1 protein-coding gene (running past one end of the window) is annotated in these 25,767 nt (G+C 61.3%); it reads right to left on the minus strand.

From position 1 onward, the window contains the following. A protein-coding gene (locus tag N805_RS31065; RefSeq protein WP_046811335.1) for an immunoglobulin-like domain-containing protein crosses the window boundary here: on the minus strand, window positions 1-25,767 show its 3' portion. The gene runs 5,376 nt beyond the window's last position; only the last 25,767 of its 31,143 coding nucleotides appear in the window; the start codon falls outside the window, past its right edge; it ends in the stop codon at window positions 1-3.

Below are 25,767 nucleotides of genomic sequence, written 5' to 3' on the forward strand. Positions count from 1 at the left end.
TCAGCTGTCTTTGTTGTGGATGATGATGGTCGGGTCAGCACCGCTGATCAACGAGTTGATCGTGGTGTTGGACCAGTTCACCCCTTCCAGCTTGATGGTCACGTCGGCGTTGGCGATACCACCTGCGGCGTTGAGCTTACCTTCGCTGCTGACTTGCAACGTGGTCGTGCCTTCCACCGTGGTGAGTTTCAGGTAGTTGTCGATCGTGCTGCCCTTCTCACCTTGAAGCAAATCGCTCAAGTCGATCTTGTCTTTCTCACCTACCTTGAAGTCCTTGATCACGTCGTTGCCGTAATCGCCCGCCTTCCACACGAAGGTGTCGGCACCGCTGCCACCGATCAGGATATCGTCGCCGTGGCCACCGATCAGGGTGTCATTGCCAGTACCGCCCAGCAGGATGTCGTTACCTCTGCCACCATCGAGCGTGTCGTTACCACCTTGGCCGAAGAGGATGTCGTTGCCATTGCCGCCGGACAAGAAGTCCTTGCCGTCGTTGGCACCGGAGATATCGAACTCGGTGTAGTGCTCGGTGATGTACTGGTGCATGGTCCTGCCATCTACCTGGCTGGCATCCACCCCAGTCTGCTTGGCCACATAGCTCTGCAGCGCTTCCACGCCGTTGCCCGCTACAGACGGGAACTGGATCAGGTCGCCGAACACGATGTCATTGCCGTCGCCGGCATAAACGGTGTCGCTACCCGGCAAGGTTGACTCGGTGTGACCCAGGATAGCGTCGGCCAGGTTGGTGGCATCGATGTTGGTCTGTGGCTTGCCGTCGGTGTCATAGGGTTTCAAGTCGTTGGTGTCGACACCGCTGCCAATGCCGATGGCCTCGATGTTCGGTGACAGCGACTTGAGCACCGCAAAGGCACTCTTCGAGTTGCTGATGGTGTCGGAGTCGGACCAGCTGCCTTGACCGGCCAGGCTCGACAGCTCGTATGTGCCATCGCCCTGGGCATGCAGGGTGCCGCTGAGCGACGAGTACCAGCTGCCGTTCTTGTACAGGTTGAGGTTACCGCTGCTGTCGATTGTCAGGCGGTTGCTGCTGTCCAGGTAGACGTTGACCACTTGGCCGATCTTGTAATTGATCGACGTCAGGTAGGCGTCCATCGTCAAGTTGGCCTTGTTGCCGCTGTAGGCGATCAGCGTTGGGTTGGCACGCTCGCCGGACTGGTAGTAGGTCGGCTGGCCGTCAGTGATGAAGAAGGTCTGGTTAGTCGCGGAGACACCCGCATCCTTCAGCGCCTGGAACCAGTTGGCCGTAGTCTTGAAAGCGTCCTCGTAGTTGGTACCGCCATTGGCGGTCATCGCGTTCAGGGCGTTTTTCAGGGTCTGCAGGGCACCGCTGTCGTTCAGGTTGACCGATACCGTGGTCTTGACCTGGGTGGCGAAGTCCACCAGCAGAATGTTCACCGTGCCAGAGCTGGCACCCTTGACGCTGTTGGCCAGGGTGGTGAAGACGGCCTGCAGCGCCTTCTGTGCGGCATCCACCGAGTCTTTCATGCTGCCCGACGTATCGACGATGAACGCAAGGTTGTAGTTCTGACCCGGCGTTACATGCAGGCCACTGATGTCGGAAACGATGATCTCGCTAGCACCGGTGCCAGTGAAACTGTCGTTGTCGGTGGTCAGGTTGGTGGCAGTGTAGGTGTCCGGATAAACCGTAACCTTGATGGTGCCTTCGCTGGTTGCAGTGCTGCCACCCACGCTCTCGGTAGAGGTCGAGGTGACCTTCACATCGAACTGGCCCTGGTAATAAGCCGGCGGCTTGATGCTGAGGCTACCAAGGTTCCAGCCAGTGACATCGACCGCACCGGCACCCACGGTGAGGGTATGACCAGCACCATCTGTGAGCACCGAGCCTGCAGGTATACCGGCCAGCTTGACGCTCAGGCTCTCGGAGCCATCGGTATCGGTAAGGGCGGTCGAAATACCGACCAGCTTCACCGAGCCACCCTCCGGCCCTTCGTTGAGTTTGTAGCCGTCGTAGTAGCTCTGGCCATTCACCGTGTGCAGGTCAGATACGCCCAGGCCGGCGTTGGCCATCTCGGTCACGTTCTGGTACATCTTGATGTTCGAGCTGCTCAGGTCGGTAACCGCACCCGAGCCCACCTGGATATTCAGGTCATAGCTGCCTGGACCAGACTGGTTGGCATGGTAGACCTCGATCGGGTAGTAGCCACTGGAGGTCGGGGTGAAGGTGCCCGAAACCTGGCCGCCAGCGCCCCAGGTAGCCGTGACCACAGTCTTGCCACCAATGGTGACCACGAAGCTGTCGTCGGCGATACCGCTGAAGGTGTAGGTCTTGCCGGCTTCCAGGTAGATCAGGCCCGACGTTTTCGAGCCGCTGCCACCGGTGACGCTGGCATCGGACTGCACGTTGTTAGTGGTGCTGCTGGAGTTGGCATTGCCGGAGTTGGCAAATACCGTCTTCAGGTCATCACCGGTAATGCCATTGCCGCCAGTACCCAGGCCTTTCAGGCTGGTCCAGACTTCCTTGGTCAGGCCTTTGGACTCGATATCGGCGCTGCCGAAGCTTAGCGTCGGTTTGTCGGCGACCGGGCTGATGTCGACCTTCATGGTCACTTCGCTGCCCAGGTTGGTGCCATCGTTCGGCTTGTACTTGAACTGCGCGTAGTCAGCCTGTTTGTTGCCCACACCGGTACCACCGTAGCCATCGGCACCCGACTGGTTGAGGGTCGGAACGAACTTCAGGTTCTTGGCAATGATGTCAGCCTGGCTCACCACCTGGCCAACGGTCACATTCACCCAGGCAGTACCGTTGAAGAACTGCAGGCTGCCGGCGCCCGGGATCGAGGTAATAGTCACGGACAGATCGGTGTTGCCATCGGCGTCGGTGACTTTGAAATCGCTCCAGGCAAACACGTAGTCAGTGTCTTCCACGCCCAACACTGCGCCACCAGGCGAAACTGGCAGGTGGTCATTGTCGAGGATGGTGGTAGTCACGCTCGATTTGCTGCTATCCACCTGCAGGTTCTCGAAGTTGCCACCGCTGGCGTTTTCAATCTTCACAACGAAGTTCTCGGTACTTTCGACCAACTTGTCGTCGATGGTAGCGATGTTGAACGTCGTGCCTGTGCTATTGGCCGGGATCTTCACGGTGATGACACCGGTGAAGTCGTCACCGTTTTTGGCGGTGCCGCTGTAGCTGAGGGTGATCGTGACTTCGGCCTTGGAGGCGTTGCTCAGGGTCAGCGTGTACTGGCCTGTTTCGCCCTCGGTCAGCGAAGTGGTGCCGGTGATGCCGACTGTGGTGACGTCGCCTTGGTTGCCCGTGCCCGGAGTGCCCGAACCCGGTTCGTCGGTGACGGCGGTGCTGACTGGGGTCTTGTCCAGGGTCAGCTGCTCGAACTTGCCAACATCAGTGCCGCTGACCGAGGCGATCGCTTTGATCACAGGGTCATTGGTGCCCACATAGATGTTGTCCGGCGCGATAACAGTCGCAGTCCCCACTGTGCCATTGGCCGGTACGGTGATGACGGTCTTGCCGTCGCTCAGCGTGAAGGTCAGAGCGTTGTGGTTGTTGATCGGCAGGCCGTCTTTGTTGGTCAGCGTCACGGTGTAGGTGATCACGCCGCCTTCGGTTACCGACGGGGTCGCGGTCAGTTTCGCCACGACTTCGTCGGTGGTGTCGGTGACGTTGACCTTCGCCGCGTCGCCCAGCTGCAGGTTCTCGAAGGTACGGCCACCGATGTCGGCTGCCGACTTGATACCCAGGCTGATTTCACCGGAGTCTCTGTAGACGTCGTCGCCTTGGGCCACGTGCTGGTAGGGCGCGCTGGTCTGGCCGGCCTTGATGGTAACCGTGGCGTTGTTGCTCAGGGTCACGACCAGGTCGTTGGCCAGGGCAGTGTTGATGTGCACGGTGAAGGTCGGTTTGACGTTCTCGGCCACCGAGGTCTGGTCGGCGGTGATGGTAACCAGCACCAGGTCGCCTTGGTTGCCAGTGCCCGGCGTACCCGAACCTGGTTCGTCGGTGACGGCGGTGCTGACCGGGGTCTTGTCCAGGGTCAGTTGCTCGAACTTGCCGACATCCGCGCCGGTGACCGACTGGATGGCCTTCACGACCGCAGCGTTAGTGCCGGTGTAGACGTTGTCCGGAGCCGTGACAGTGGCAGTGCCGGTTGTACCGTTAGCCGGGATGGTGATGGTGGTTTTGCCATCGTCCAGGGTAAAGGTCAGCGCCGCGTGCTTGTCGATCGGCAGGCCGTCTTTGTTGGTCAGCGTCACGGTGTAGGTAATCACGCCGCCTTCGGTTACCGACGGGGTCGCGGTCAGTTTCGCCACGACTTCGTCGGTGGTGTCGGTGACGTTGACCTTCGCCGCGTCGCCCAGCTGCAGGTTCTCGAAGGTACGGCCACCGATGTCGGCTGCCGACTTGATACCCAGGCTGATTTCACCGGAGTCTCTGTAGACGTCGTCGCCTTGGGCAGCGTGCTCGTAGGGCGCGCTGGTCTGGCCGGCCTTGATGGTAACCGTGGCGTTGTTGCTCAGGGTCACGACCAGGTCGTTGGCCAGGGCAGTATTGATGTGCACGGTGAAGGTCGGTTTGACGTTCTCGGCCACCGAGGTCTGGTCGGCGGTGATGGTAACCAGCACCAGATCGCCCTGGTTGCCAGTGCCCGGAGTACCCGAACCTGGCTCGTCGGTGACGGTGGTGCTGACCGGGGTCTTGTCCAGGGTCAGTTGCTCGAACTTGCCGACATCAGCGCCTGCAACAGTCGCGATCGACTGCACTACCGGAGTGTTGCTGCCAACGTAGACGTTGTCCGGAGCAGTGACGGTGATCGAACCGCTGGTGCCATTGGCCGGTACGGTGATGACGGTCTTGCCGTCGCTCAGGGTGAAGGTCAGGGCGCCGTGGTTGTTGATCGGCAGACCATCTTTGTTGGTCAGCGTGATGGTGTAGGTGATCTCGCCGCCTTCGGTGACCGAAGGGGTGGCGGTCAGCTTGGCCACGACTTCGTCGGTGGTGTCGGTGACATCCACTTTCGCAGCGCCGCCCAACTCCAGGTTTTCGAAGGTTGCACCGGTAGCGTCTACCGCCGACTTGATGCCAACGCTGATTTCGCCGGCGTCGTTGTAAACGTCATCGCCCTGCGCGTCGTGGGTGTACGGCGCGCTGGTTTCGCCGGCCTTGATGGTGACTTGAGCGTTGTTGCTCAGGGTCACGACCAGATCGTGGTCCAGCGGCTGGTTGATGTGCACAGTGAACGTTGGTTTGACGTTCTCGGCCACCGAAGTCTGGTCAGCAGTAATGGTGACCTGCACCAGGTCGCCCTGGTTACCGGTGCCCGGAGTGCCCGAACCGGGTTCGTCGGTGACGGCGGTGCTGACCGGGGTCTTGTCCAGGGTCAGTTGCTCGAACTTGCCGACATCAGCGCCCGTGACCGACTGGATGGCCTTCACGACCGCAGCGTTAGTGCCGGTGTAGACGTTGTCCGGAGCAGTGACGGTGATCGAACCGCTGGTGCCATTGGCCGGTACGGTGATGACGGTTTTGCCGTCGCTCAGCGTGAAGGTCAAGGCGCCGTGGTTGTTGATCGGCAGACCATCTTTGTTGGTCAGCGTGATGGTATAGGTGATCTCGCCGCCTTCGGTGACCGAAGGAGTGGCAGTCAGCTTGGCCACCACTTCGTCGGTGGTGTCGGTGACTTGAACGGTAGCCGCACCGCCCAGCTCGAGGTTCTCGAAGGTAGCGCCAGTGGCGTCTACAGCCGAGTTGATGCCCAAGCTGATCTGGCCAGCATCGTTGTAAACGTCATCGCCTTGCGCATCGTGGCTGTACGGTGCGCTGGTTTCCCCGGCCTTGATGGTCACGGTCGCATTGTTGCTCAGGGTCACGACCAGGTCGTGATCCAGCGGCTGGTTGACGTGCACAGTGAACGTTGGTTTGACGTTTTCCGCCACCGAAGTCTGGTCAGCAGTAATGGTGACCTGCACCAGGTCGCCCTGGTTTCCGGTGCCCGGAGTGCCCGAACCGGGTTCGTCGGTGACGGCGGTGCTGACCGGGGTCTTGTCCAGGGTCAGTTGCTCGAACTTGCCGACATCAGCGCCCGTGACCGACTGGATGGCCTTCACGACCGCAGCGTTAGTGCCGGTGTAGACGTTGTCCGGAGCAGTGACGGTGATCGAACCGCTGGTGCCATTGGCCGGTACGGTGATGACGGTCTTGCCGTCGCTCAGCGTGAAGGTCAGGGCGCCGTGGTTGTTGATCGGCAGACCATCTTTGTTGGTCAGGGTGATGGTGTAGGTGATCTCGCCGCCTTCGGTGACCGAAGGGGTGGCGGTCAACTTGGCCACGACTTCGTCGGTGGTGTCGGTGACATCCACTTTCGCAGCGCCGCCCAACTCCAGGTTTTCGAAGGTTGCACCGGTAGCGTCTACCGCCGACTTGATGCCAACGCTGATTTCGCCGGCGTCGTTGTAAACGTCATCGCCCTGCGCGTCGTGGGTGTACGGCGCGCTGGTTTCGCCGGCCTTGATGGTGACCTGAGCATTGTTGCTCAGGGTCACGACCAGGTCGTGGGCCAGCGGCTGGTTGATGTGCACGGTGAAGGTCGGTTTGACGTTCTCGGCCACCGAAGTCTGGTCGGCCGTGATGGTGACCTGCACCAGGTCGCCCTGGTTACCGGTGCCCGGAGTGCCCGAACCGGGTTCGTCGGTGACGGCGGTGCTGACCGGGGTCTTGTCCAGGGTCAGTTGCTCAAACTTGCCGACATCCGCGCCCGCAACGGTCGCGATCGACTGCACTACTGGGGTGTTACTGCCAACGTAGACGTTGTCCGGCGCGGTCACGGTGATCGAACCGCTGGTGCCATTGGCCGGTACGGTGATGACGGTCTTGCCGTCGCTCAGCGTGAAGGTCAAGGCGCCGTGGTTGTTGATCGGCAGGCCGTCTTTGTTGGTCAGGGTGATGGTGTAGGTGATCTCGCCGCCTTCGGTTACCGACGGGGTCGCGGTCAACTTGGCCACGACTTCGTCGGTGGTGTCGGTGACATCCACTTTCGCAGCGCCGCCCAACTCCAGGTTCTCGAAGGTAGCGCCGGTAGCGTCTACCGCCGACTTGATGCCCAAGCTGATCTGGCCAGCGTCGTTGTAAACGTCGTCGCCTTGCGCATCGTGGGTGTACGGCGCGCTGGTCTCACCGGCCTTGATGGTGACTTGAGCGTTGTTGCTCAGGGTCACAATCAAGTCATGAGCAAGCGGTTGGTTGATGTGCACGGTGAACGTCGGTTTGACGTTCTCGGCCACCGAGGTCTGGTCGGCAGTAATCGTGACCTGCACCAGGTCGCCCTGGTTACCGGTGCCCGGAGTGCCCGAACCTGGCTCGTCGGTCACGGTGGTGCTGACCGGAGTCTTGTCCAGAGTCAGTTGCTCAAACTTGCCGACATCCGCGCCTGCAACGGTCGCGATGGAGTTGACCACTGGCGTGTTGCTGCCGACGTAGACGTTGTCCGGAGCAGTGACGGTAATCGAACCGCTGGTGCCATTGGCCGGTACGGTGATGACGGTCTTGCCGTCGCTCAGCGTGAAGGTCAAGGCGCCGTGGTTGTTGATCGGCAGGCCGTCTTTGTTGGTCAGGGTGATGGTGTAGGTGATCTCGCCGCCTTCGGTTACCGACGGGGTCGCGGTCAGTTTCGCCACGACTTCGTCGGTGGTGTCGGTGACGTTGACCTTCGCCGCGTCGCCCAGCTGCAGGTTCTCGAAGGTACGGCCACCGATGTCGGCTGCCGACTTAATACCCAGGCTGATTTCACCGGCATCGTTGTAAACGTCGTCGCCTTGCGCGTCGTGGGTGTACGGCGCGCTGGTTTCGCCCGCCTTGATGGTCACGGTCGCATTGTTACTCAGGGTCACGACCAGGTCGTGATCCAGCGGCTGGTTGACGTGCACGGTGAAGGTCGGTTGGACGTTTTCCGCCACCGAGGTCTGGTCGGCGGTGATGGTGACCTGTACCAGGTCGCCCTGGTTGCCAGTGCCCGGAGTACCCGAACCTGGTTCGTCGGTGACGGTGGTGCTGACCGGGGTCTTGTCCAGGGTCAGTTGCTCAAACTTGCCGACATCCGCGCCCGCAACGGTCGCGATCGACTGCACTACTGGGGTGTTACTGCCAACGTAGACGTTGTCCGGCGCGGTCACGGTGATCGAACCGCTGGTGCCATTGGCCGGTACGGTGATGACGGTCTTGCCGTCGCTCAGCGTGAAGGTCAAGGCGCCGTGGTTGTTGATCGGCAGACCATCTTTGTTGGTCAGCGTGATGGTGTAGGTGATCTCGCCGCCTTCGGTGACCGAAGGGGTGGCGGTCAGCTTGGCCACGACTTCGTCGGTGGTGTCGGTGACATCCACTTTCGCAGCGCCGCCCAACTCCAGGTTTTCGAAGGTCGCACCGGTAGCGTCTACCGCCGACTTGATGCCAACGCTGATTTCGCCGGCGTCGTTGTAAACGTCATCGCCCTGCGCGTCGTGGGTGTACGGCGCGCTGGTTTCGCCGGCCTTGATGGTGACTTGAGCATTGTTGCTCAGGGTCACGACCAGATCGTGGTCCAGCGGCTGGTTGATGTGCACAGTGAACGTTGGTTTGACGTTCTCGGCCACCGAAGTCTGGTCGGCCGTGATGGTGACCTGCACCAGGTCGCCCTGGTTACCGGTGCCCGGAGTGCCCGAACCGGGTTCGTCGGTCACGGTGGTGCTGACCGGGGTCTTGTCCAGGGTCAGTTGCTCGAACTTGCCGACATCAGCGCCCGTGACCGACTGGATGGCCTTCACGACCGCAGCGTTAGTGCCGGTGTAGACGTTGTCCGGAGCAGTGACGGTGATCGAACCGCTGGTGCCATTGGCCGGTACGGTGATGACGGTCTTGCCGTCGCTCAGCGTGAAGGTCAAGGCGCCGTGGTTGTTGATCGGCAGACCATCTTTGTTGGTCAGGGTGATGGTGTAGGTGATCTCGCCGCCTTCGGTGACCGAAGGGGTGGCGGTCAACTTGGCCACGACTTCGTCGGTGGTGTCGGTGACATCCACTTTCGCAGCGCCGCCCAACTCCAGGTTTTCGAAGGTCGCACCGGTAGCGTCTACCGCCGACTTGATACCAACGCTGATTTCACCGGCATCGTTGTAAACGTCGTCGCCTTGCGCATCGTGGGTGTACGGCGCGCTGGTCTCACCGGCCTTGATGGTGACCTGAGCGTTGTTGCTCAGGGTCACAACCAAGTCGTGAGCCAAAGCAGTGTTGATGTGCACGGTGAACGTCGGTTTGACGTTCTCGGCCACCGAAGTTTGATCGGCGGTAATGGTGACCTGCACCAGATCGCCCTGGTTTCCGGTGCCCGGAGTGCCCGAACCTGGCTCGTCAGTGACCTGGGTGCTGACCGGAGTCTTGTCCAAGGTCAGCTGCTCGAACTTGCCGACGTCAGCGCCCGCAACGGTCGCGATGGAGTTGACCACTGGCGTGTTGCTGCCGACGTAGACGTTGTCCGGAGCAGTGACGGTAATCGAACCGCTGGTGCCATTGGCCGGTACGGTGATGACGGTCTTGCCGTCGCTCAGCGTGAAGGTCAAGGCGCCGTGGTTGTTGATCGGCAGACCATCTTTGTTGGTCAGGGTGATGGTGTAGGTGATCTCGCCGCCTTCGGTCACCGAAGGCGTGGCGGTCAGCTTGGCCACCACTTCGTCGGTGGTGTCGGTCACTTGAACGGTAGCCGCACCGCCCAGCTCGAGGTTCTCGAAGGTAGCGCCAGTGGCGTCTACAGCCGAGTTGATGCCCAAGCTGATCTGGCCAGCATCATTGTAAACGTCATCGCCTTGCGCATCGTGGGCGTACGGCGCGCTGGTTTCCCCGGCCTTGATGGTCACAGTCGCATTGTTGCTCAGGGTCACGACCAGATCGTGGTCCAGCGGCTGGTTGATGTGCACGGTGAACGTCGGTTTGACGTTTTCCGCCACCGAGGTCTGATCGGCAGTGATGGTGACCTGTACCAGGTCGCCCTGGTTACCGGTGCCCGGAGTGCCCGAACCTGGCTCGTCGGTGACGGTGGTGCTGACCGGGGTCTTGTCCAGGGTCAGTTGCTCGAACTTGCCGACATCCGCGCCTGCAACAGTCGCGATCGACTGCACTACCGGAGTGTTGCTGCCGACGTAGACGTTGTCCGGAGCAGTGACGGTGATCGAACCGCTGGTGCCGTTGGCCGGTACGGTGATGACGGTTTTGCCGTCGCTCAGCGTGAAGGTCAAGGCGCCGTGGTTGTTGATCGGCAGACCATCTTTGTTGGTCAGGGTGATGGTGTAGGTGATCTCGCCGCCTTCGGTGACCGAAGGGGTCGCGGTCAACTTGGCCACGACTTCGTCGGTGGTGTCGGTGACATCCACTTTCGCAGCGCCGCCCAACTCCAGGTTTTCGAAGGTCGCACCGGTAGCGTCTACCGCCGACTTGATACCAACGCTGATTTCACCGGCGTCGTTGTAAACGTCATCGCCCTGCGCGTCGTGGGTGTACGGCGCGCTGGTTTCGCCGGCCTTGATGGTGACCTGAGCATTGTTGCTCAGGGTCACGACCAGGTCGTGATCCAGCGGCTGGTTGACGTGCACGGTGAACGTCGGTTTGACGTTCTCGGCCACCGAAGTCTGGTCGGCCGTGATGGTGACCTTGACCAGGTCACCTTCGTTGGTGCCACCTGGGGTACCAGGGGTACCTGGTTCATCGGTAACGGTGGTGCTGACCGGCGTCTTGTCCAGGGTCAGCTGTTCGAACTTACCGACATCCGCGCCTGCAACAGTCGCGATCGACTGCACTACCGGAGTGTTGCTGCCGACGTAGACGTTGTCCGGAGCAGTGACGGTAATCGAACCGCTGGTGCCATTGGCCGGTACGGTGATGACGGTCTTGCCGTCGCTCAGCGTGAAGGTCAAGGCGCCGTGGTTGTTGATCGGCAGACCATCTTTGTTGGTCAGGGTGACGGTATAGGTGATCTCACCGCCTTCGGTGACCGAAGGAGTGGCGGTCAGGTTGGCCACCACTTCGTCGGTGGTGTCGGTCACTTGAACGGTAGCCGCACCGCCCAGCTCGAGGTTCTCGAAGGTCGCACCGGTGGCGTCTACCGCCGACTTGATACCCAGGGTGATTTCGCCAGCATCCTGGTAGACGTCGTCGCCCTGCGCGTCGTGGGTGTACGGCGCGCTGGTTTCGCCGGCCTTGATGGTGACTTGAGCGTTGTTGCTCAGGGTCACGACCAGGTCGTGGGCCAGCGGCTGGTTGATGTGCACGGTGAACGTCGGTTTGACGTTCTCGGCCACCGAAACCTGGTCAGCGGTGATGGTGACCTTGACCAGGTCGCCTTCGTTGCCCGGGGTGCCTGGCTCATCGGTGACCTGGGTGCTGACCGGGGTCTTGTCCAGGTTCAGGTTTTCAAACTTCCACGCATCCGCCCCACTGACGGCGTCGATGGCGTTGACCACCGGCTGGTTAGTCCCGACATAGACGTTATCCGGCGCGGTTGCAGTGGCCGAGCCGGTGGTGCTGTTGGCGGCCACAACGACCGTCGTGCCATCGGTGAGCTTGAAGTACAGCTCCGAATGGTTGTTGATCGGCAGGCCGTCTTTGTTGGTCAGCGTGATGGTGTAAGTGATCTCGCCGCCTTCGGTCACCGAAGGCGTAGCGGTCAGCTTGGCCACCACTTCGTCGATGGTGTCGGTCACTTTGACCGAAGCGTCACCACCCAACTGCAGGTTTTCGAAGGCAGCGCCGGTAGCGTCCACCGCCGACTTGATGCCCAGGGTGATTTCGCCAGCATCCTGGTAAACGTCGTCGCCTTGCGCATCGTGGGTGTACGGCGCGCTGGTTTCGCCGGCCTTGATGGTGACCTGAGCATTGTTGCTCAGGGTCACGACCAGGTCGTGATCCAGCGGCTGGTTGACGTGCACGGTGAACGTCGGTTTGACGTTCTCGGCCACCGAAGTCTGGTCGGCCGTGATGGTGACCTTGACCAGGTCACCTTCGTTGGTGCCACCTGGGGTACCAGGGGTACCTGGTTCATCGGTAACGGTGGTGCTGACCGGCGTCTTGTCCAGGGTCAGCTGTTCGAACTTACCGACATCCGCGCCTGCAACAGTCGCGATCGACTGCACTACCGGAGTGTTGCTGCCGACGTAGACGTTGTCCGGAGCAGTGACGGTAATCGAACCGCTGGTGCCATTGGCCGGTACGGTGATGACGGTTTTGCCGTCGCTCAGCGTGAAGGTCAAGGCGCCGTGGTTGTTGATCGGCAGACCATCTTTGTTGGTCAGGGTGACGGTATAGGTGATCTCACCGCCTTCGGTGACCGAAGGAGTGGCGGTCAGGTTGGCCACCACTTCGTCGGTGGTGTCGGTCACTTGAACGGTAGCCGCACCGCCCAGCTCGAGGTTCTCGAAGGTCGCACCGGTGGCGTCTACCGCCGACTTGATACCCAGGGTGATTTCGCCAGCATCCTGGTAGACGTCGTCGCCCTGCGCGTCGTGGGTGTACGGCGCGCTGGTTTCGCCGGCCTTGATGGTGACTTGAGCGTTGTTGCTCAGGGTCACGACCAGGTCGTGATCCAGCGGCTGGTTGACGTGCACAGTGAACGTTGGTTTGACGTTTTCCGCCACCGAAGTCTGGTCAGCAGTAATGGTGACCTGCACCAGGTCGCCCTGGTTTCCGGTGCCCGGAGTGCCCGAACCGGGTTCGTCGGTCACGGTGGTGCTGACCGGGGTCTTGTCCAGGGTCAGTTGCTCGAACTTGCCGACATCCGCGCCTGCAACAGTCGCGATCGACTGCACTACCGGAGTGTTGCTGCCGACGTAGACGTTGTCCGGAGCAGTGACGGTGATCGAACCGCTGGTGCCGTTGGCCGGTACGGTGATGACGGTTTTGCCGTCGCTCAGCGTGAAGGTCAGGGCGCCGTGGTTGTTGATCGGCAGACCATCTTTGTTGGTCAGGGTGACGGTGTAGGTGATCTCGCCGCCTTCGGTGACCGAAGGCGTCGCGGTCAGCTTGGCCACGACTTCGTCGGTGGTGTCGGTGACATCCACTTTCGCAGCGCCGCCCAACTCCAGGTTTTCGAAGGTCGCACCGGTAGCGTCTACCGCCGACTTGATACCAACGCTGATTTCGCCGGCATCGTTGTAAACGTCGTCGCCCTGCGCATCGTGGGTGTACGGTGCGCTGGTTTCCCCGGCCTTGATGGTCACGGTCGCATTGTTGCTCAGGGTCACGACCAGATCGTGGTCCAGCGGCTGGTTGATGTGCACGGTGAACGTCGGTTTGACGTTTTCCGCCACCGAGGTCTGATCGGCAGTGATGGTGACCTGTACCAGGTCGCCCTGGTTACCGGTGCCCGGAGTGCCCGAACCTGGCTCGTCGGTGACGGTGGTGCTGACCGGGGTCTTGTCCAGGGTCAGTTGCTCGAACTTGCCGACATCCGCGCCTGCAACAGTCGCGATCGACTGCACTACCGGAGTGTTGCTGCCGACGTAGACGTTGTCCGGAGCAGTGACGGTGATCGAACCGCTGGTGCCGTTGGCCGGTACGGTGATGACGGTTTTGCCGTCGCTCAGCGTGAAGGTCAGGGCGCCGTGGTTGTTGATCGGCAGACCATCTTTGTTGGTCAGGGTGACGGTGTAGGTGATCTCGCCGCCTTCGGTGACCGAAGGCGTCGCGGTCAGCTTGGCCACGACTTCGTCGGTGGTGTCGGTGACATCCACTTTCGCAGCGCCGCCCAACTCCAGGTTTTCGAAGGTCGCACCGGTAGCGTCTACCGCCGACTTGATACCAACGCTGATTTCACCGGCGTCGTCGTAAACGTCATCGCCCTGCGCGTCGTGGGTGTACGGCGCGCTGGTTTCGCCGGCCTTGATGGTGACCTGAGCATTGTTGCTCAGGGTCACGACCAGGTCGTGGGCCAGCGGCTGGTTGATGTGCACGGTGAAGGTCGGTTTGACGTTCTCGGCCACCGAAGTCTGGTCGGCCGTGATGGTGACCTTGACCAGGTCACCTTCGTTGGTGCCACCTGGGGTACCAGGGGTACCTGGTTCATCGGTAACGGTGGTGCTGACCGGCGTCTTGTCCAGGGTCAGCTGTTCGAACTTACCGACATCCGCGCCTGCAACAGTCGCGATCGACTGCACTACCGGAGTGTTGCTGCCGACGTAGACGTTGTCCGGAGCAGTGACGGTAATCGAACCGCTGGTGCCATTGGCCGGTACGGTGATGACGGTCTTGCCGTCGCTCAGCGTGAAGGTCAAGGCGCCGTGGTTGTTGATCGGCAGACCATCTTTGTTGGTCAGGGTGACGGTATAGGTGATCTCACCGCCTTCGGTGACCGAAGGAGTGGCGGTCAGGTTGGCCACCACTTCGTCGGTGGTGTCGGTCACTTGAACGGTAGCCGCACCGCCCAGCTCGAGGTTCTCGAAGGTCGCACCGGTGGCGTCTACCGCCGACTTGATACCCAGGGTGATTTCGCCAGCATCCTGGTAGACGTCGTCGCCCTGCGCGTCGTGGGTGTACGGCGCGCTGGTTTCGCCGGCCTTGATGGTGACTTGAGCGTTGTTGCTCAGGGTCACGACCAGGTCGTGGGCCAGCGGCTGGTTGATGTGCACGGTGAACGTCGGTTTGACGTTCTCGGCCACCGAAACCTGGTCAGCGGTGATGGTGACCTTGACCAGGTCGCCTTCGTTGCCCGGGGTGCCTGGCTCATCGGTGACCTGGGTGCTGACCGGGGTCTTGTCCAGGTTCAGGTTTTCAAACTTCCACGCATCCGCCCCACTGACGGCGTCGATGGCGTTGACCACCGGCTGGTTAGTCCCGACATAGACGTTATCCGGCGCGGTTGCAGTGGCCGAGCCGGTGGTGCTGTTGGCGGCCACAACGACCGTCGTGCCATCGGTGAGCTTGAAGTACAGCTCCGAATGGTTGTTGATCGGCAGGCCGTCTTTGTTGGTCAGCGTGATGGTGTAAGTGATCTCGCCGCCTTCGGTCACCGAAGGCGTAGCGGTCAGCTTGGCCACCACTTCGTCGATGGTGTCGGTCACTTTGACCGAAGCGTCACCACCCAACTGCAGGTTTTCGAAGGCAGCGCCGGTAGCGTCCACCGCCGACTTGATGCCCAGGGTGATTTCGCCAGCATCCTGGTAAACGTCGTCGCCTTGCGCATCGTGGGTGTACGGCGCGCTGGTCTCACCGGCCTTGATGGTGACCTGGGCATTGTTGCTCAAGGTCACGACCAGGTCGTGCGCCAGGGCGGTGTTGATGTGCACGGTGAACGTCGGTTTGACGTTCTCGGCCACCGAAGTCTGGTCGGCGGTAATGGTGACCTTGACCAGATCGCCTTCGTTGGTGCCACCTGGGGTACCAGGGGTACCTGGTTCATCGGTAACGGTGGTGCTGACCGGCGTCTTGTCCAGGGTCAGCTGTTCGAACTTACCAACATCCGCGCCCGCAACGGTCGCGATCGACTGCACCACTGCTGGGTTGCTGCCAACGTAGACGTTGTCCGGCGCGGTCACGGTGATCGAACCGCTGGTGCCATTGGCCGGTACGGTGATGACGGTCTTGCCGTCGCTCAGCGTGAAGGTCAGGGCGCCGTGGCTGTTGATCGGCAGACCATCTTTGTTGGTCAGGGTGATGGTATAGGTGATCTCGCCGCCTTCGGTGACCGAAGGGGTGGCGGTCAACTTGGCCACCACTTCGTCGGTGGTGTCGGTGACATCCACTTTCGCAGCGCCGCCCAACTCCAGGTTTTCGAAGGTCGCACCGGTAGCGTCTACCGCCGACTTGATACCAACGCTGATTTCACCGGCGTCGTTGTAAACGTCATCGCCCTGCGCGTCGTGGGTGTACGGCGCGCTGGTTTCGCCGGCCTTGATGGTGACCTGAGCATTGTTGCTCAGGGTCACGACCAGGTCGTGGGCCAGCGGCTGGTTGACGTGCACGGTGAACGTCGGTTTGACGTTCTCGGCCACCGAAGTCTGGTCGGCCGTGATGGTGACCTTGACCAGGTCACCTTCGTTGGTGCCACCTGGGGTACCAGGGGTACCTGGTTCATCGGTAACGGTGGTGCTGACCGGTGTCTTGTCCAGGGTCAGTTGCTCGAACTTGCCGACATCCGCGCCTGCAACAGTCGCGATCGACTGCACTACCGGAGTGTTGCTGCCGACGTAGACGTTGTCCGGAGCAGTGACGGTGATCGAACCGCTGGTGCCGTTGGCCGGTACGGTGATGACGGTTTTGCCGTCGCTCAGCGTGAAGGTCAGGGCGCCGTGGTTGTTGATCGGCAGACCATCTTTGTTGGTCAGGGTGACGGTGTAGGTGATCTCGCCGCCTTCGGTGACCGAAGGCGTCGCGGTCAGCTTGGCCACGACTTCGTCAGTGGTGTCGGTGACATCCACTTTTGCAGCGCCGCCCAACTCCAGGTTTTCGAAGGTGGCGCCGGTAGCGTCTACCGCCGAGTTGATGCCAACGCTGATTTCGCCAGCGTCGTTGTAAACGTCATCGCCCTGCGCGTCGTGGGTGTACGGCGCGCTGGTTTCGCCGGCCTTGATGGTGACCTGAGCATTGTTGCTCAGGGTCACGACCAGGTCGTGGTCCAGCGGCTGGTTGATGTGCACGGTGAACGTCGGTTTGACGTTCTCGGCGACCGAAGTCTGGTCGGCGGTAATGGTGACCTGCACCAGATCGCCCTGGTTACCAGTGCCCGGAGTACCCGAACCTGGTTCGTCGGTCACGGTGGTGCTGACCGGCGTCTTGTCCAGGGTCAGCTGTTCGAACTTACCAACATCCGCGCCCGCAACGGTCGCGATCGACTGCACCACTGCTGGGTTGCTGCCAACGTAGACGTTGTCCGGAGCAGTGACGGTGATCGAGCCGCTGGTGCCATTGGCCGGTACGGTGATGACGGTTTTGCCGTCGCTCAGCGTGAAGGTCAGGGCACCGTGGTTGTTGATCGGCAGGCCGTCTTTGTTGGTCAGGGTGATGGTGTAGGTGATCTCGCCGCCTTCGGTAACCGATGGCGTTGCGGTCAGCTTGGCCACCACTTCGTCGGTGGTGTCGGTCACTTGAACGGTAGCCGCACCGCCCAGCTCGAGGTTCTCGAAGGTAGCGCCAGTGGCGTCTACCGCCGACTTGATACCAACGCTGATTTCGCCAGCGTCGTTGTAAACGTCATCGCCTTGCGCATCGTGGGTGTACGGCGCGCTGGTTTCGCCGGCCTTGATGGTGACCTGAGCGTTGTTGCTCAGGGTCACGACCAGGTCGTGGGCCAGGGCGGTGTTGATGTGCACGGTGAACGTCGGTTTGACGTTTTCCGCCACCGAGGTCTGATCGGCAGTAATGGTGACCTGCACCAGGTCGCCCTGGTTTCCGGTGCCCGGAGTGCCCGAACCTGGTTCGTCGGTCACGGTGGTGCTGACCGGCGTCTTGTCCAGGGTCAGCTGCTCGAACTTGCCGACGTCAGCGCCCGCAACGGTCGCGATGGAGTTGACCACTGCAGGGTTGCTGCCGACGTAGACGTTGTCCGGAGCAGTGACGGTGATCGAACCGCTGGTGCCGTTGGCCGGTACGGTGATGACGGTTTTGCCGTCGCTCAGCGTGAAGGTCAGGGCGCCGTGGTTGTTGATCGGCAGGCCGTCTTTGTTGGTCAGGGTGACGGTGTAGGTGATCTCGCCGCCTTCGGTAACCGATGGCGTTGCGGTCAGCTTGGCCACCACCTCGTCGGTGGTGTCGGTCACTTGAACGGTAGCCGCAGCGCCCAGCTCGAGGTTCTCGAAGGTAGCGCCGGTCGCGTCTACCGCCGACTTGATGCCAACGCTGATTTCGCCAGCGTCGTTGTAAACGTCATCGCCCTGCGCGTCGTGGGTGTACGGCGCGCTGGTTTCGCCGGCCTTGATGGTGACCTGTGCATTGTTGCTCAAGGTCACGACCAGGTCGTGCGCCAGGGCGGTGTTGATGTGCACGGTGAACGTCGGTTTGACGTTCTCGGCCACCGAGGTCTGGTCGGCGGTGATGGTCACCAGCACGAGGTCGCCCTGGTTACCGGTGCCCGGAGTGCCCGAACCTGGCTCGTCGGTGACGGCGGTGCTGACCGGGGTCTTGTCCAGCGTCAGCTGCTCGAACTTGCCGACATCAGCGCCCGTGACCGACTGGATGGCCTTCACGACCGGAGCGTTGGTGCCGGTGTAGACGTTGTCCGGAGCAGTGACGGTGATCGAACCGCTGGTGCCATTGGCCGGTACGGTGATGACGGTTTTGCCGTCGCTCAGCGTGAAGGTCAAGGCGCCGTGGTTGTTGATCGGCAGACCATCTTTGTTGGTCAGCGTGATGGTATAGGTGATCTCGCCGCCTTCGGTGACCGAAGGAGTGGCAGTCAGCTTGGCCACCACTTCGTCGGTGGTGTCGGTGACTTGAACGGTAGCCGCACCGCCCAGCTCGAGGTTCTCGAAGGTAGCGCCAGTGGCGTCTACAGCCGAGTTGATGCCCAGGCTGATCTGGCCAGCGTCGTTGTAAACGTCGTCGCCTTGCGCATCGTGGGTGTACGGCGCGCTGGTTTCGCCGGCCTTGATGGTGACCTGTGCATTGTTGCTCAAGGTCACGACCAGGTCGTGCGCCAGGGCGGTGTTGATGTGCACGGTGAACGTCGGTTTGACGTTCTCGGCCACCGAGGTCTGGTCGGCCGTGATGGTGACCTGCACCAGGTCGCCCTGGTTACCGGTGCCCGGAGTGCCCGAACCTGGCTCGTCGGTGACGGCGGTGCTGACCGGGGTCTTGTCCAGCGTCAGCTGCTCGAACTTGCCGACATCAGCGCCCGTGACCGACTGGATGGCCTTCACGACCGGAGCGTTGGTGCCGGTGTAGACGTTGTCCGGAGCAGTGACGGTGATCGAACCGCTGGTGCCATTGGCCGGTACGGTGATGACGGTTTTGCCGTCGCTCAGCGTGAAGGTCAAGGCGCCGTGGTTGTTGATCGGCAGACCATCTTTGTTGGTCAGCGTGACGGTGTAGGTGATCTCGCCGCCTTCGGTAACCGATGGCGTTGCGGTCAGCTTGGCCACCACTTCGTCGGTGGTATCGGTCACTTGAACGGTAGCCGCACCGCCCAGCTCGAGGTTCTCGAAGGTAGCGCCAGTGGCGTCTACAGCCGAGTTGATGCCCAGGCTGATCTGGCCAGCATCGTTGTAAACGTCATCGCCTTGCGCGTCGTGGGTGTACGGCGCGCTGGTTTCGCCGGCCTTGATGGTGACCTGAGCATTGTTGCTCAGGGTCACGACCAGGTCGTTGGCCAGCGGCTGGTTGACGTGCACGGTAAACGTCGGTTTGACGTTCTCGGCCACCGAAGTCTGGTCGGCCGTGATGGTGACCTTGACCAGGTCACCTTCGTTGGTGCCGCCTGGGGTGCCAGGGGTACCTGGTTCGTCGGTGACGGTGGTGCTGACCGGCGTCTTGTCCAGGGTCAGCTGCTCGAACTTGCCGACATCCGCGCCTGCAACAGTCGCGATCGACTGCACCACTGCTGGGTTGCTGCCAACGTAGACGTTGTCTGGGGCAGTAACAGTGATCGAACCGCTGGTGCCGTTGGCCGGTACGGTGATGACGGTCTTGCCGTCGCTCAGCGTGAAGGTCAAGGCGCCGTGGTTGTTGATCGGCAGACCATCTTTGTTGGTCAGCGTGATGGTGTAGGTGATCTCGCCGCCTTCGGTGACCGAAGGGGTGGCGGTCAACTTGGCCACGACTTCGTCGGTGGTGTCGGTCACTTGAACGGTAGCCGAACCGCCCAGCTCGAGGTTCTCGAAGGTAGCGCCAGTGGCGTCTACAGCCGAGTTGATGCCCAGGCTGATCTGGCCAGCATCGTTGTAAACGTCGTCGCCTTGCGCATCGTGGGTGTACGGCACGCTGGTTTCGCCGGCCTTGATGGTGACTTGAGCATTGTTGCTCAGGGTCACGACCAGGTCGTGGGCCAGGGCGGTGCTGATGTGCACGGTGAAGGTCGGTTTGACGTTCTCGGCCACCGATACCTGGTCAGCGGTGATGGTGACCTTGACGATATCGCCTTCGTTGCCTGGGGTACCTGGCTCGTCAGTAACCTGGGTGCTGACCGGGGTCTTGTCCAGGTTCAGGTTCTCAAACTTCCACGCGTCTGCGCCGCTGACCGCGTCGATAGCGTTGACCACCGGCTGGTTAGTCCCGACATAGACGTTATCCGGCGCGGTGGCAGTGGCCGAGCCAGTGGTGCTGTTGGCGGCCACAACGACCGTCGTGCCATCGGTCAGCTTGAAGTAAAGCTCCGAATGGTTGTTGATCGGCAGGCCGTCTTTGTTGGTCAGCGTGATGGTGTAGGTGATCTCGCCGCCTTCGGTGACCGAAGGCGTTGCGGTCAGCTTGGCCACAACCTCGTCGATGGTGTCGGTCACTTTGACCGAAGCGTCACCGCCCAACTGCAGGTTCTCGAAGGCAGCACCGGTGGCGTCTACCGCCGACTTGATGCCCAGGCTGATTTCGCCAGCATCCTGGTAAACGTCGTCGCCTTGCGCATCGTGGGTGTACGGCGCGCTGGTTTCGCCCGCCTTGATGGTGACCTGGGCGTTGTTGCTCAGGGTCACGACCAGGTCGTGGGCCAGGGCGGTGTTGATGTGCACGGTGAACGTCGGTTTGACGTTCTCGGCCACCGAAGTCTGGTCGGCGGTAATGGTGACCTGCACCAGATCGCCCTGGTTACCAGTGCCCGGAGTACCCGAACCTGGCTCGTCAGTGACCTGGGTGCTGACCGGCGTCTTGTCCAAGGTCAGTTGCTCGAACTTGCCAACATCCGCGCCCGCAACGGTCGCGATGGAGTTGACCACTGCAGGGTTGCTGCCAACGTAGACGTTGTCCGGCGCGGTCACGGTGATCGAACCGCTGGTGCCATTGGCCGGTACGGTGATGACGGTCTTGCCGTCGCTCAGCGTGAAGGTCAAGGCGCCGTGGTTGTTGATCGGCAGGCCATCTTTGTTGGTCAGGGTGATGGTGTAGGTGATCTCACCGCCTTCGGTTACCGAAGGCGTTGCGGTCAGCTTGGCCACAACCTCGTCGGTGGTGTCGGTGACTTGAACGGTAGCCGCACCGCCCAGCTCGAGGTTCTCGAAGGCAGCGCCAGTGGCGTCCACCGCTGACTTAATGCCCAGGGTGATTTCGCCAGCATCCTGGTAGACATCATCGCCTTGCGCATCGTGGGTGTACGGCACGCTGGTTTCGCCGGCCTTGATGGTGACCTGAGCGTTGTTGCTCAGGGTCACGACCAGGTCGTGGGCCAGGGCGGTGTTGATGTGCACGGAGAACGTCGGTTTGACGTTCTCGGCAACCGAAACCTGGTCGGCGGTGATGGTGACCTTGACGATATCGCCTTCGTTGCCCGGGGTGCCTGGTTCGTCGGTGACCTGGGTGCTGACCGGGGTCTTGTCCAAGTTCAGGTTTTCGAATTTCCACGCATCCGCGCCGCTGACGGCGTCGATAGCGTTGACCACCGGCTGATTAGTGCCGACATAGACGTTATCCGGCGCGGTTGCAGTGGCCGAGCCAGTGGTGCTGTTGGCGGCCACAACGACCGTCGTGCCATCGGTCAGCTTGAAATACAGCTCCGAGTGGTTGTTGATCGGCAGGCCGTCTTTGTTGGTCAGCGTGATGGTGTAGGTGATCTCGCCGCCTTCGGTGACCGAAGGCGTTGCGGTCAGCTTGGCCACAACCTCGTCGATGGTGTCGGTCACTTTGACCGAAGCGTCACCGCCCAACTCCAGGTTCTCGAAGGCAGCACCGGTAGCGTCTACCGCCGATTTAATGCCCAGGCTGATTTCGCCAGCATCCTGGTAGACGTCGTCGCCTTGCGCATCGTGGGTGTACGGCGCGCTGGTGTCACCGGCCTTGATGGTGACTTGGGCATTGTTGCTCAAGGTCACAACCAGGTCGTGGGCCAGGGCGGTGTTGATGTGCACGGTGAACGTCGGTTTGACGTTCTCGGCCACCGAGGCCTGGTCGGCGGTGATGGTGACCTTGACGATATCGCCTTCGTTGCCCGGGGTGCCTGGTTCGTCGGTGACCTGGGTGCTGACCGGAGTCTTGTCCAGGGTCAGTTGCTCGAACTTTCCGACGTCAGCGCCCGCAACGGTCGCGATGGAGTTGACCACTGCAGGGTTGCTGCCAACGTAGACGTTGTCTGGGGCAGTAACAGTGATCGAACCGCTGGTGCCGTTGGCCGGTACGGTGATGACGGTCTTACCGTCGCTCAGCGTGAAGGTCAAGGCGCCGTGGTTGTTGATCGGCAGCCCGTCTTTGTTGGTCAGGGTGATGGTGTAGGTGATCTCGCCGCCTTCGGTAACCGAAGGAGTGGCGGTCAGCTTGGCCACCACTTCGTCGGTGGTGTCGGTCACTTGAACGGTAGCCGCACCGCCCAGCTCGAGGTTCTCGAAGGTAGCGCCGGTGGCGTCTACAGCCGAGTTGATGCCCAAGCTGATCTGGCCAGCGTCGTTGTAGACATCATCGCCTTGCGCATCGTGAGTGTACGGCGCGCTGGTCTCACCGGCCTTGATGGTGACCTGAGCATTGTTGCTCAGGGTCACAACCAGGTCGTGGGCCAGCGGCTGGTTGATGTGCACGGTGAACGTCGGTTTGACGTTCTCGGCAACCGAAACCTGGTCGGCGGTGATGGTGACCTTGACGATATCGCCTTCGTTGCCCGGGGTGCCTGGTTCGTCGGTGACCTGGGTGCTGACCGGGGTCTTGTCCAAGTTCAGGTTTTCGAATTTCCACGCATCCGCGCCGCTGACGGCGTCGATAGCGTTGACCACCGGCTGATTAGTGCCGACATAGACGTTATCCGGCGCGGTTGCAGTGGCCGAGCCAGTGGTGCTGTTGGCGGCCACAACGACCGTCGTGCCATCGGTCAGCTTGAAGTAAAGCTCCGAATGGTTGTTGATCGGCAGGCCGTCTTTGTTGGTCAGCGTGATGGTGTAGGTGATCTCGCCGCCTTCGGTGACCGAAGGCGTTGCGGTCAGCTTGGCCACAACCTCGTCGATGGTGTCGGTCACTTTGACCGAAGCGTCACCGCCCAACTCCAGGTTCTCGAAGGCAGCACCGGTAGCGTCTACCGCCGATTTAATGCCCAGGCTGATTTCGCCAGCATCCTGGTAGACGTCGTCGCCTTGCGCATCGTGGGTGTACGGCGCGCTGGTGTCACCGGCCTTGATGGTGACTTGGGCATTGTTGCTCAAGGTCACAACCAGGTCGTGGGCCAGGGCGGTGTTGATGTGCACGGTGAACGTCGGTCTGACGTTCTCGGCCACCGAGGCCTGGTCGGCGGTGATGGTGACCTTGACGATATCGCCTTCGTTGCCCGGGGTGCCTGGTTCGTCGGTGACCTGGGTGCTGACCGGAGTCTTGTCCAGGTTCAGGTTTTCAAACTTCCACGCATCCGCGCCGCTGACCGCGTCGATAGCGTTGACCACCGGCTGGTTAGTCCCGACATAGACGTTGTCCGGTGCGGTGGCAGTGGCCGAGCCAGTGGTGCTGTTGGCGGCCACAACGACCGTCGTGCCATCGGTCAGCTTGAAGTAAAGCTCCGAATGGTTGTTGATCGGCAGGCCGTCTTTGTTGGTCAGCGTGATGGTGTAGGTGATCTCGCCGCCTTCGGTGACCGAAGGCGTTGCGGTCAGCTTGGCCACAACCTCGTCGATGGTGTCGGTCACTTTGACCGAAGCGTCACCGCCCAACTGCAGGTTCTCGAAGGCAGCACCGGTGGCGTCTACCGCCGACTTGATGCCCAGGCTGATTTCGCCAGCATCCTGGTAAACGTCGTCGCCTTGCGCATCGTGGGTGTACGGCGCGCTGGTCTCACCGGCCTTGATGGTGACCTGGGCATTGTTGCTCAGGGTCACGACCAGGTCGTGCGCCAGGGCGGTGTTGATGTGCACGGTGAACGTCGGTTTGACGTTCTCGGCCACCGATACCTGGTCAGCGGTGATGGTGACATTGACGATATCGCCTTCGTTGCCTGGGGTGCCTGGCTCGTCGGTGACCTGGGTGCTGACCGGGGTCTTGTCCAGGTTCAGGTTTTCGAACTTCCACGCGTCTGCGCCGCTGACGGCGTCGATAGCGTTGACCACCGGCTGGTTAGTCCCGACATAGACGTTGTCCGGTGCGGTGGCAGTGGCCGAGCCAGTGGTGCTGTTGGCGGCCACAACGACCGTCGTGCCATCGGTCAGCTTGAAGTAAAGCTCCGAATGGTTGTTGATCGGCAGGCCGTCTTTGTTGGTCAGCGTGATGGTGTAGGTGATCTCGCCGCCTTCGGTGACCGAAGGCGTTGCGGTCAGCTTGGCCACAACCTCGTCGATGGTGTCGGTCACTTTGACCGAAGCGTCACCGCCCAACTGCAGGTTCTCGAAGGCAGCACCGGTGGCGTCTACCGCCGACTTGATGCCCAGGCTGATTTCGCCAGCATCCTGGTAAACGTCGTCGCCTTGCGCATCGTGGGTGTACGGCGCGCTGGTCTCACCGGCCTTGATGGTGACCTGGGCATTGTTGCTCAGGGTCACGACCAGGTCGTGCGCCAGGGCGGTGTTGATGTGCACGGTGAACGTCGGTTTGACGTTCTCGGCCACCGATACCTGGTCAGCGGTGATGGTGACCTTGACGATATCGCCTTCGTTGCCCGGGGTGCCTGGTTCGTCGGTGACCTGGGTGCTGACCGGAGTTTTGTCCAGGTTCAGGTTTTCGAATTTCCACGCATCCGCGCCGCTGACGGCGTCGATAGCGTTGACCACCGGCTGATTAGCGCCGACATAGACGTTATCCGGCGCGGTTGCAGTGGCCGAACCAGTGGTGCTGTTGGCGGCCACAACGACCGTCGTGCCATCGGTCAGCTTGAAGTACAGCTCCGAATGGTTGTTGATCGGCAGGCCGTCTTTGTTGGTCAGCGTGATGGTGTAAGTGATCTCGCCGCCTTCGGTGACCGAAGGCGTTGCGGTCAGCTTGGCCACAACCTCGTCGATGGTGTCGGTCACTTTGACCGAAGCGTCACCGCCCAACTCCAGGTTCTCGAAGGCAGCGCCAGTGGCGTCCACCGCCGACTTGATGCCCAGGGTGATTTCGCCAGCATCCTGGTAAACGTCGTCGCCTTGCGCATCGTGGGTATACGGCGCGCTGGTTTCGCCCGCCTTGATGGTGACCTGGGCATTGTTGCTCAGGGTCACGACCAGGTCGTGGGCCAGGGCGGTGTTGATGTGCACGGTGAAGGTCGGTTTGACGTTCTCGGCAACCGAAACCTGGTCAGCGGTGATGGTGACCTTGACGATATCGCCTTCGTTGCCCGGGGTGCCTGGTTCGTCGGTGACCTGGGTGCTGACCGGGGTCTTGTCCAGGGTCAGTTGCTCGAACTTGCCGACGTCAGCGCCCGCAACAGTCGCGATGGAGTTGACCACCGGCTGGTTAGTCCCGACATAGACGTTATCCGGCGCGGTGGCAGTGGCCGAACCAGTGGTGCTGTTGGCGGCCACAACGACCGTCGTGCCATCGGTCAGCTTGAAGTACAGCTCCGAATGGTTGTTGATCGGCAGGCCGTCTTTGTTGGTCAGGGTGACGGTGTAGGTGATCTCGCCACCTTCGGTAACCGAAGGAGTGGCGGTCAACTTGGCCACGACTTCGTCGGTGGTGTCGGTGACTTGAACGGTAGCCGCACCGCCCAGCTCGAGGTTCTCGAAGGTCGCGCCGGTGGCGTCTAC

Origin of the sequence: Pseudomonas putida S13.1.2, assembly GCF_000498395.2 — a bacterium.
GTDB classification, from domain to species: domain Bacteria; phylum Pseudomonadota; class Gammaproteobacteria; order Pseudomonadales; family Pseudomonadaceae; genus Aquipseudomonas; species Aquipseudomonas putida_Q.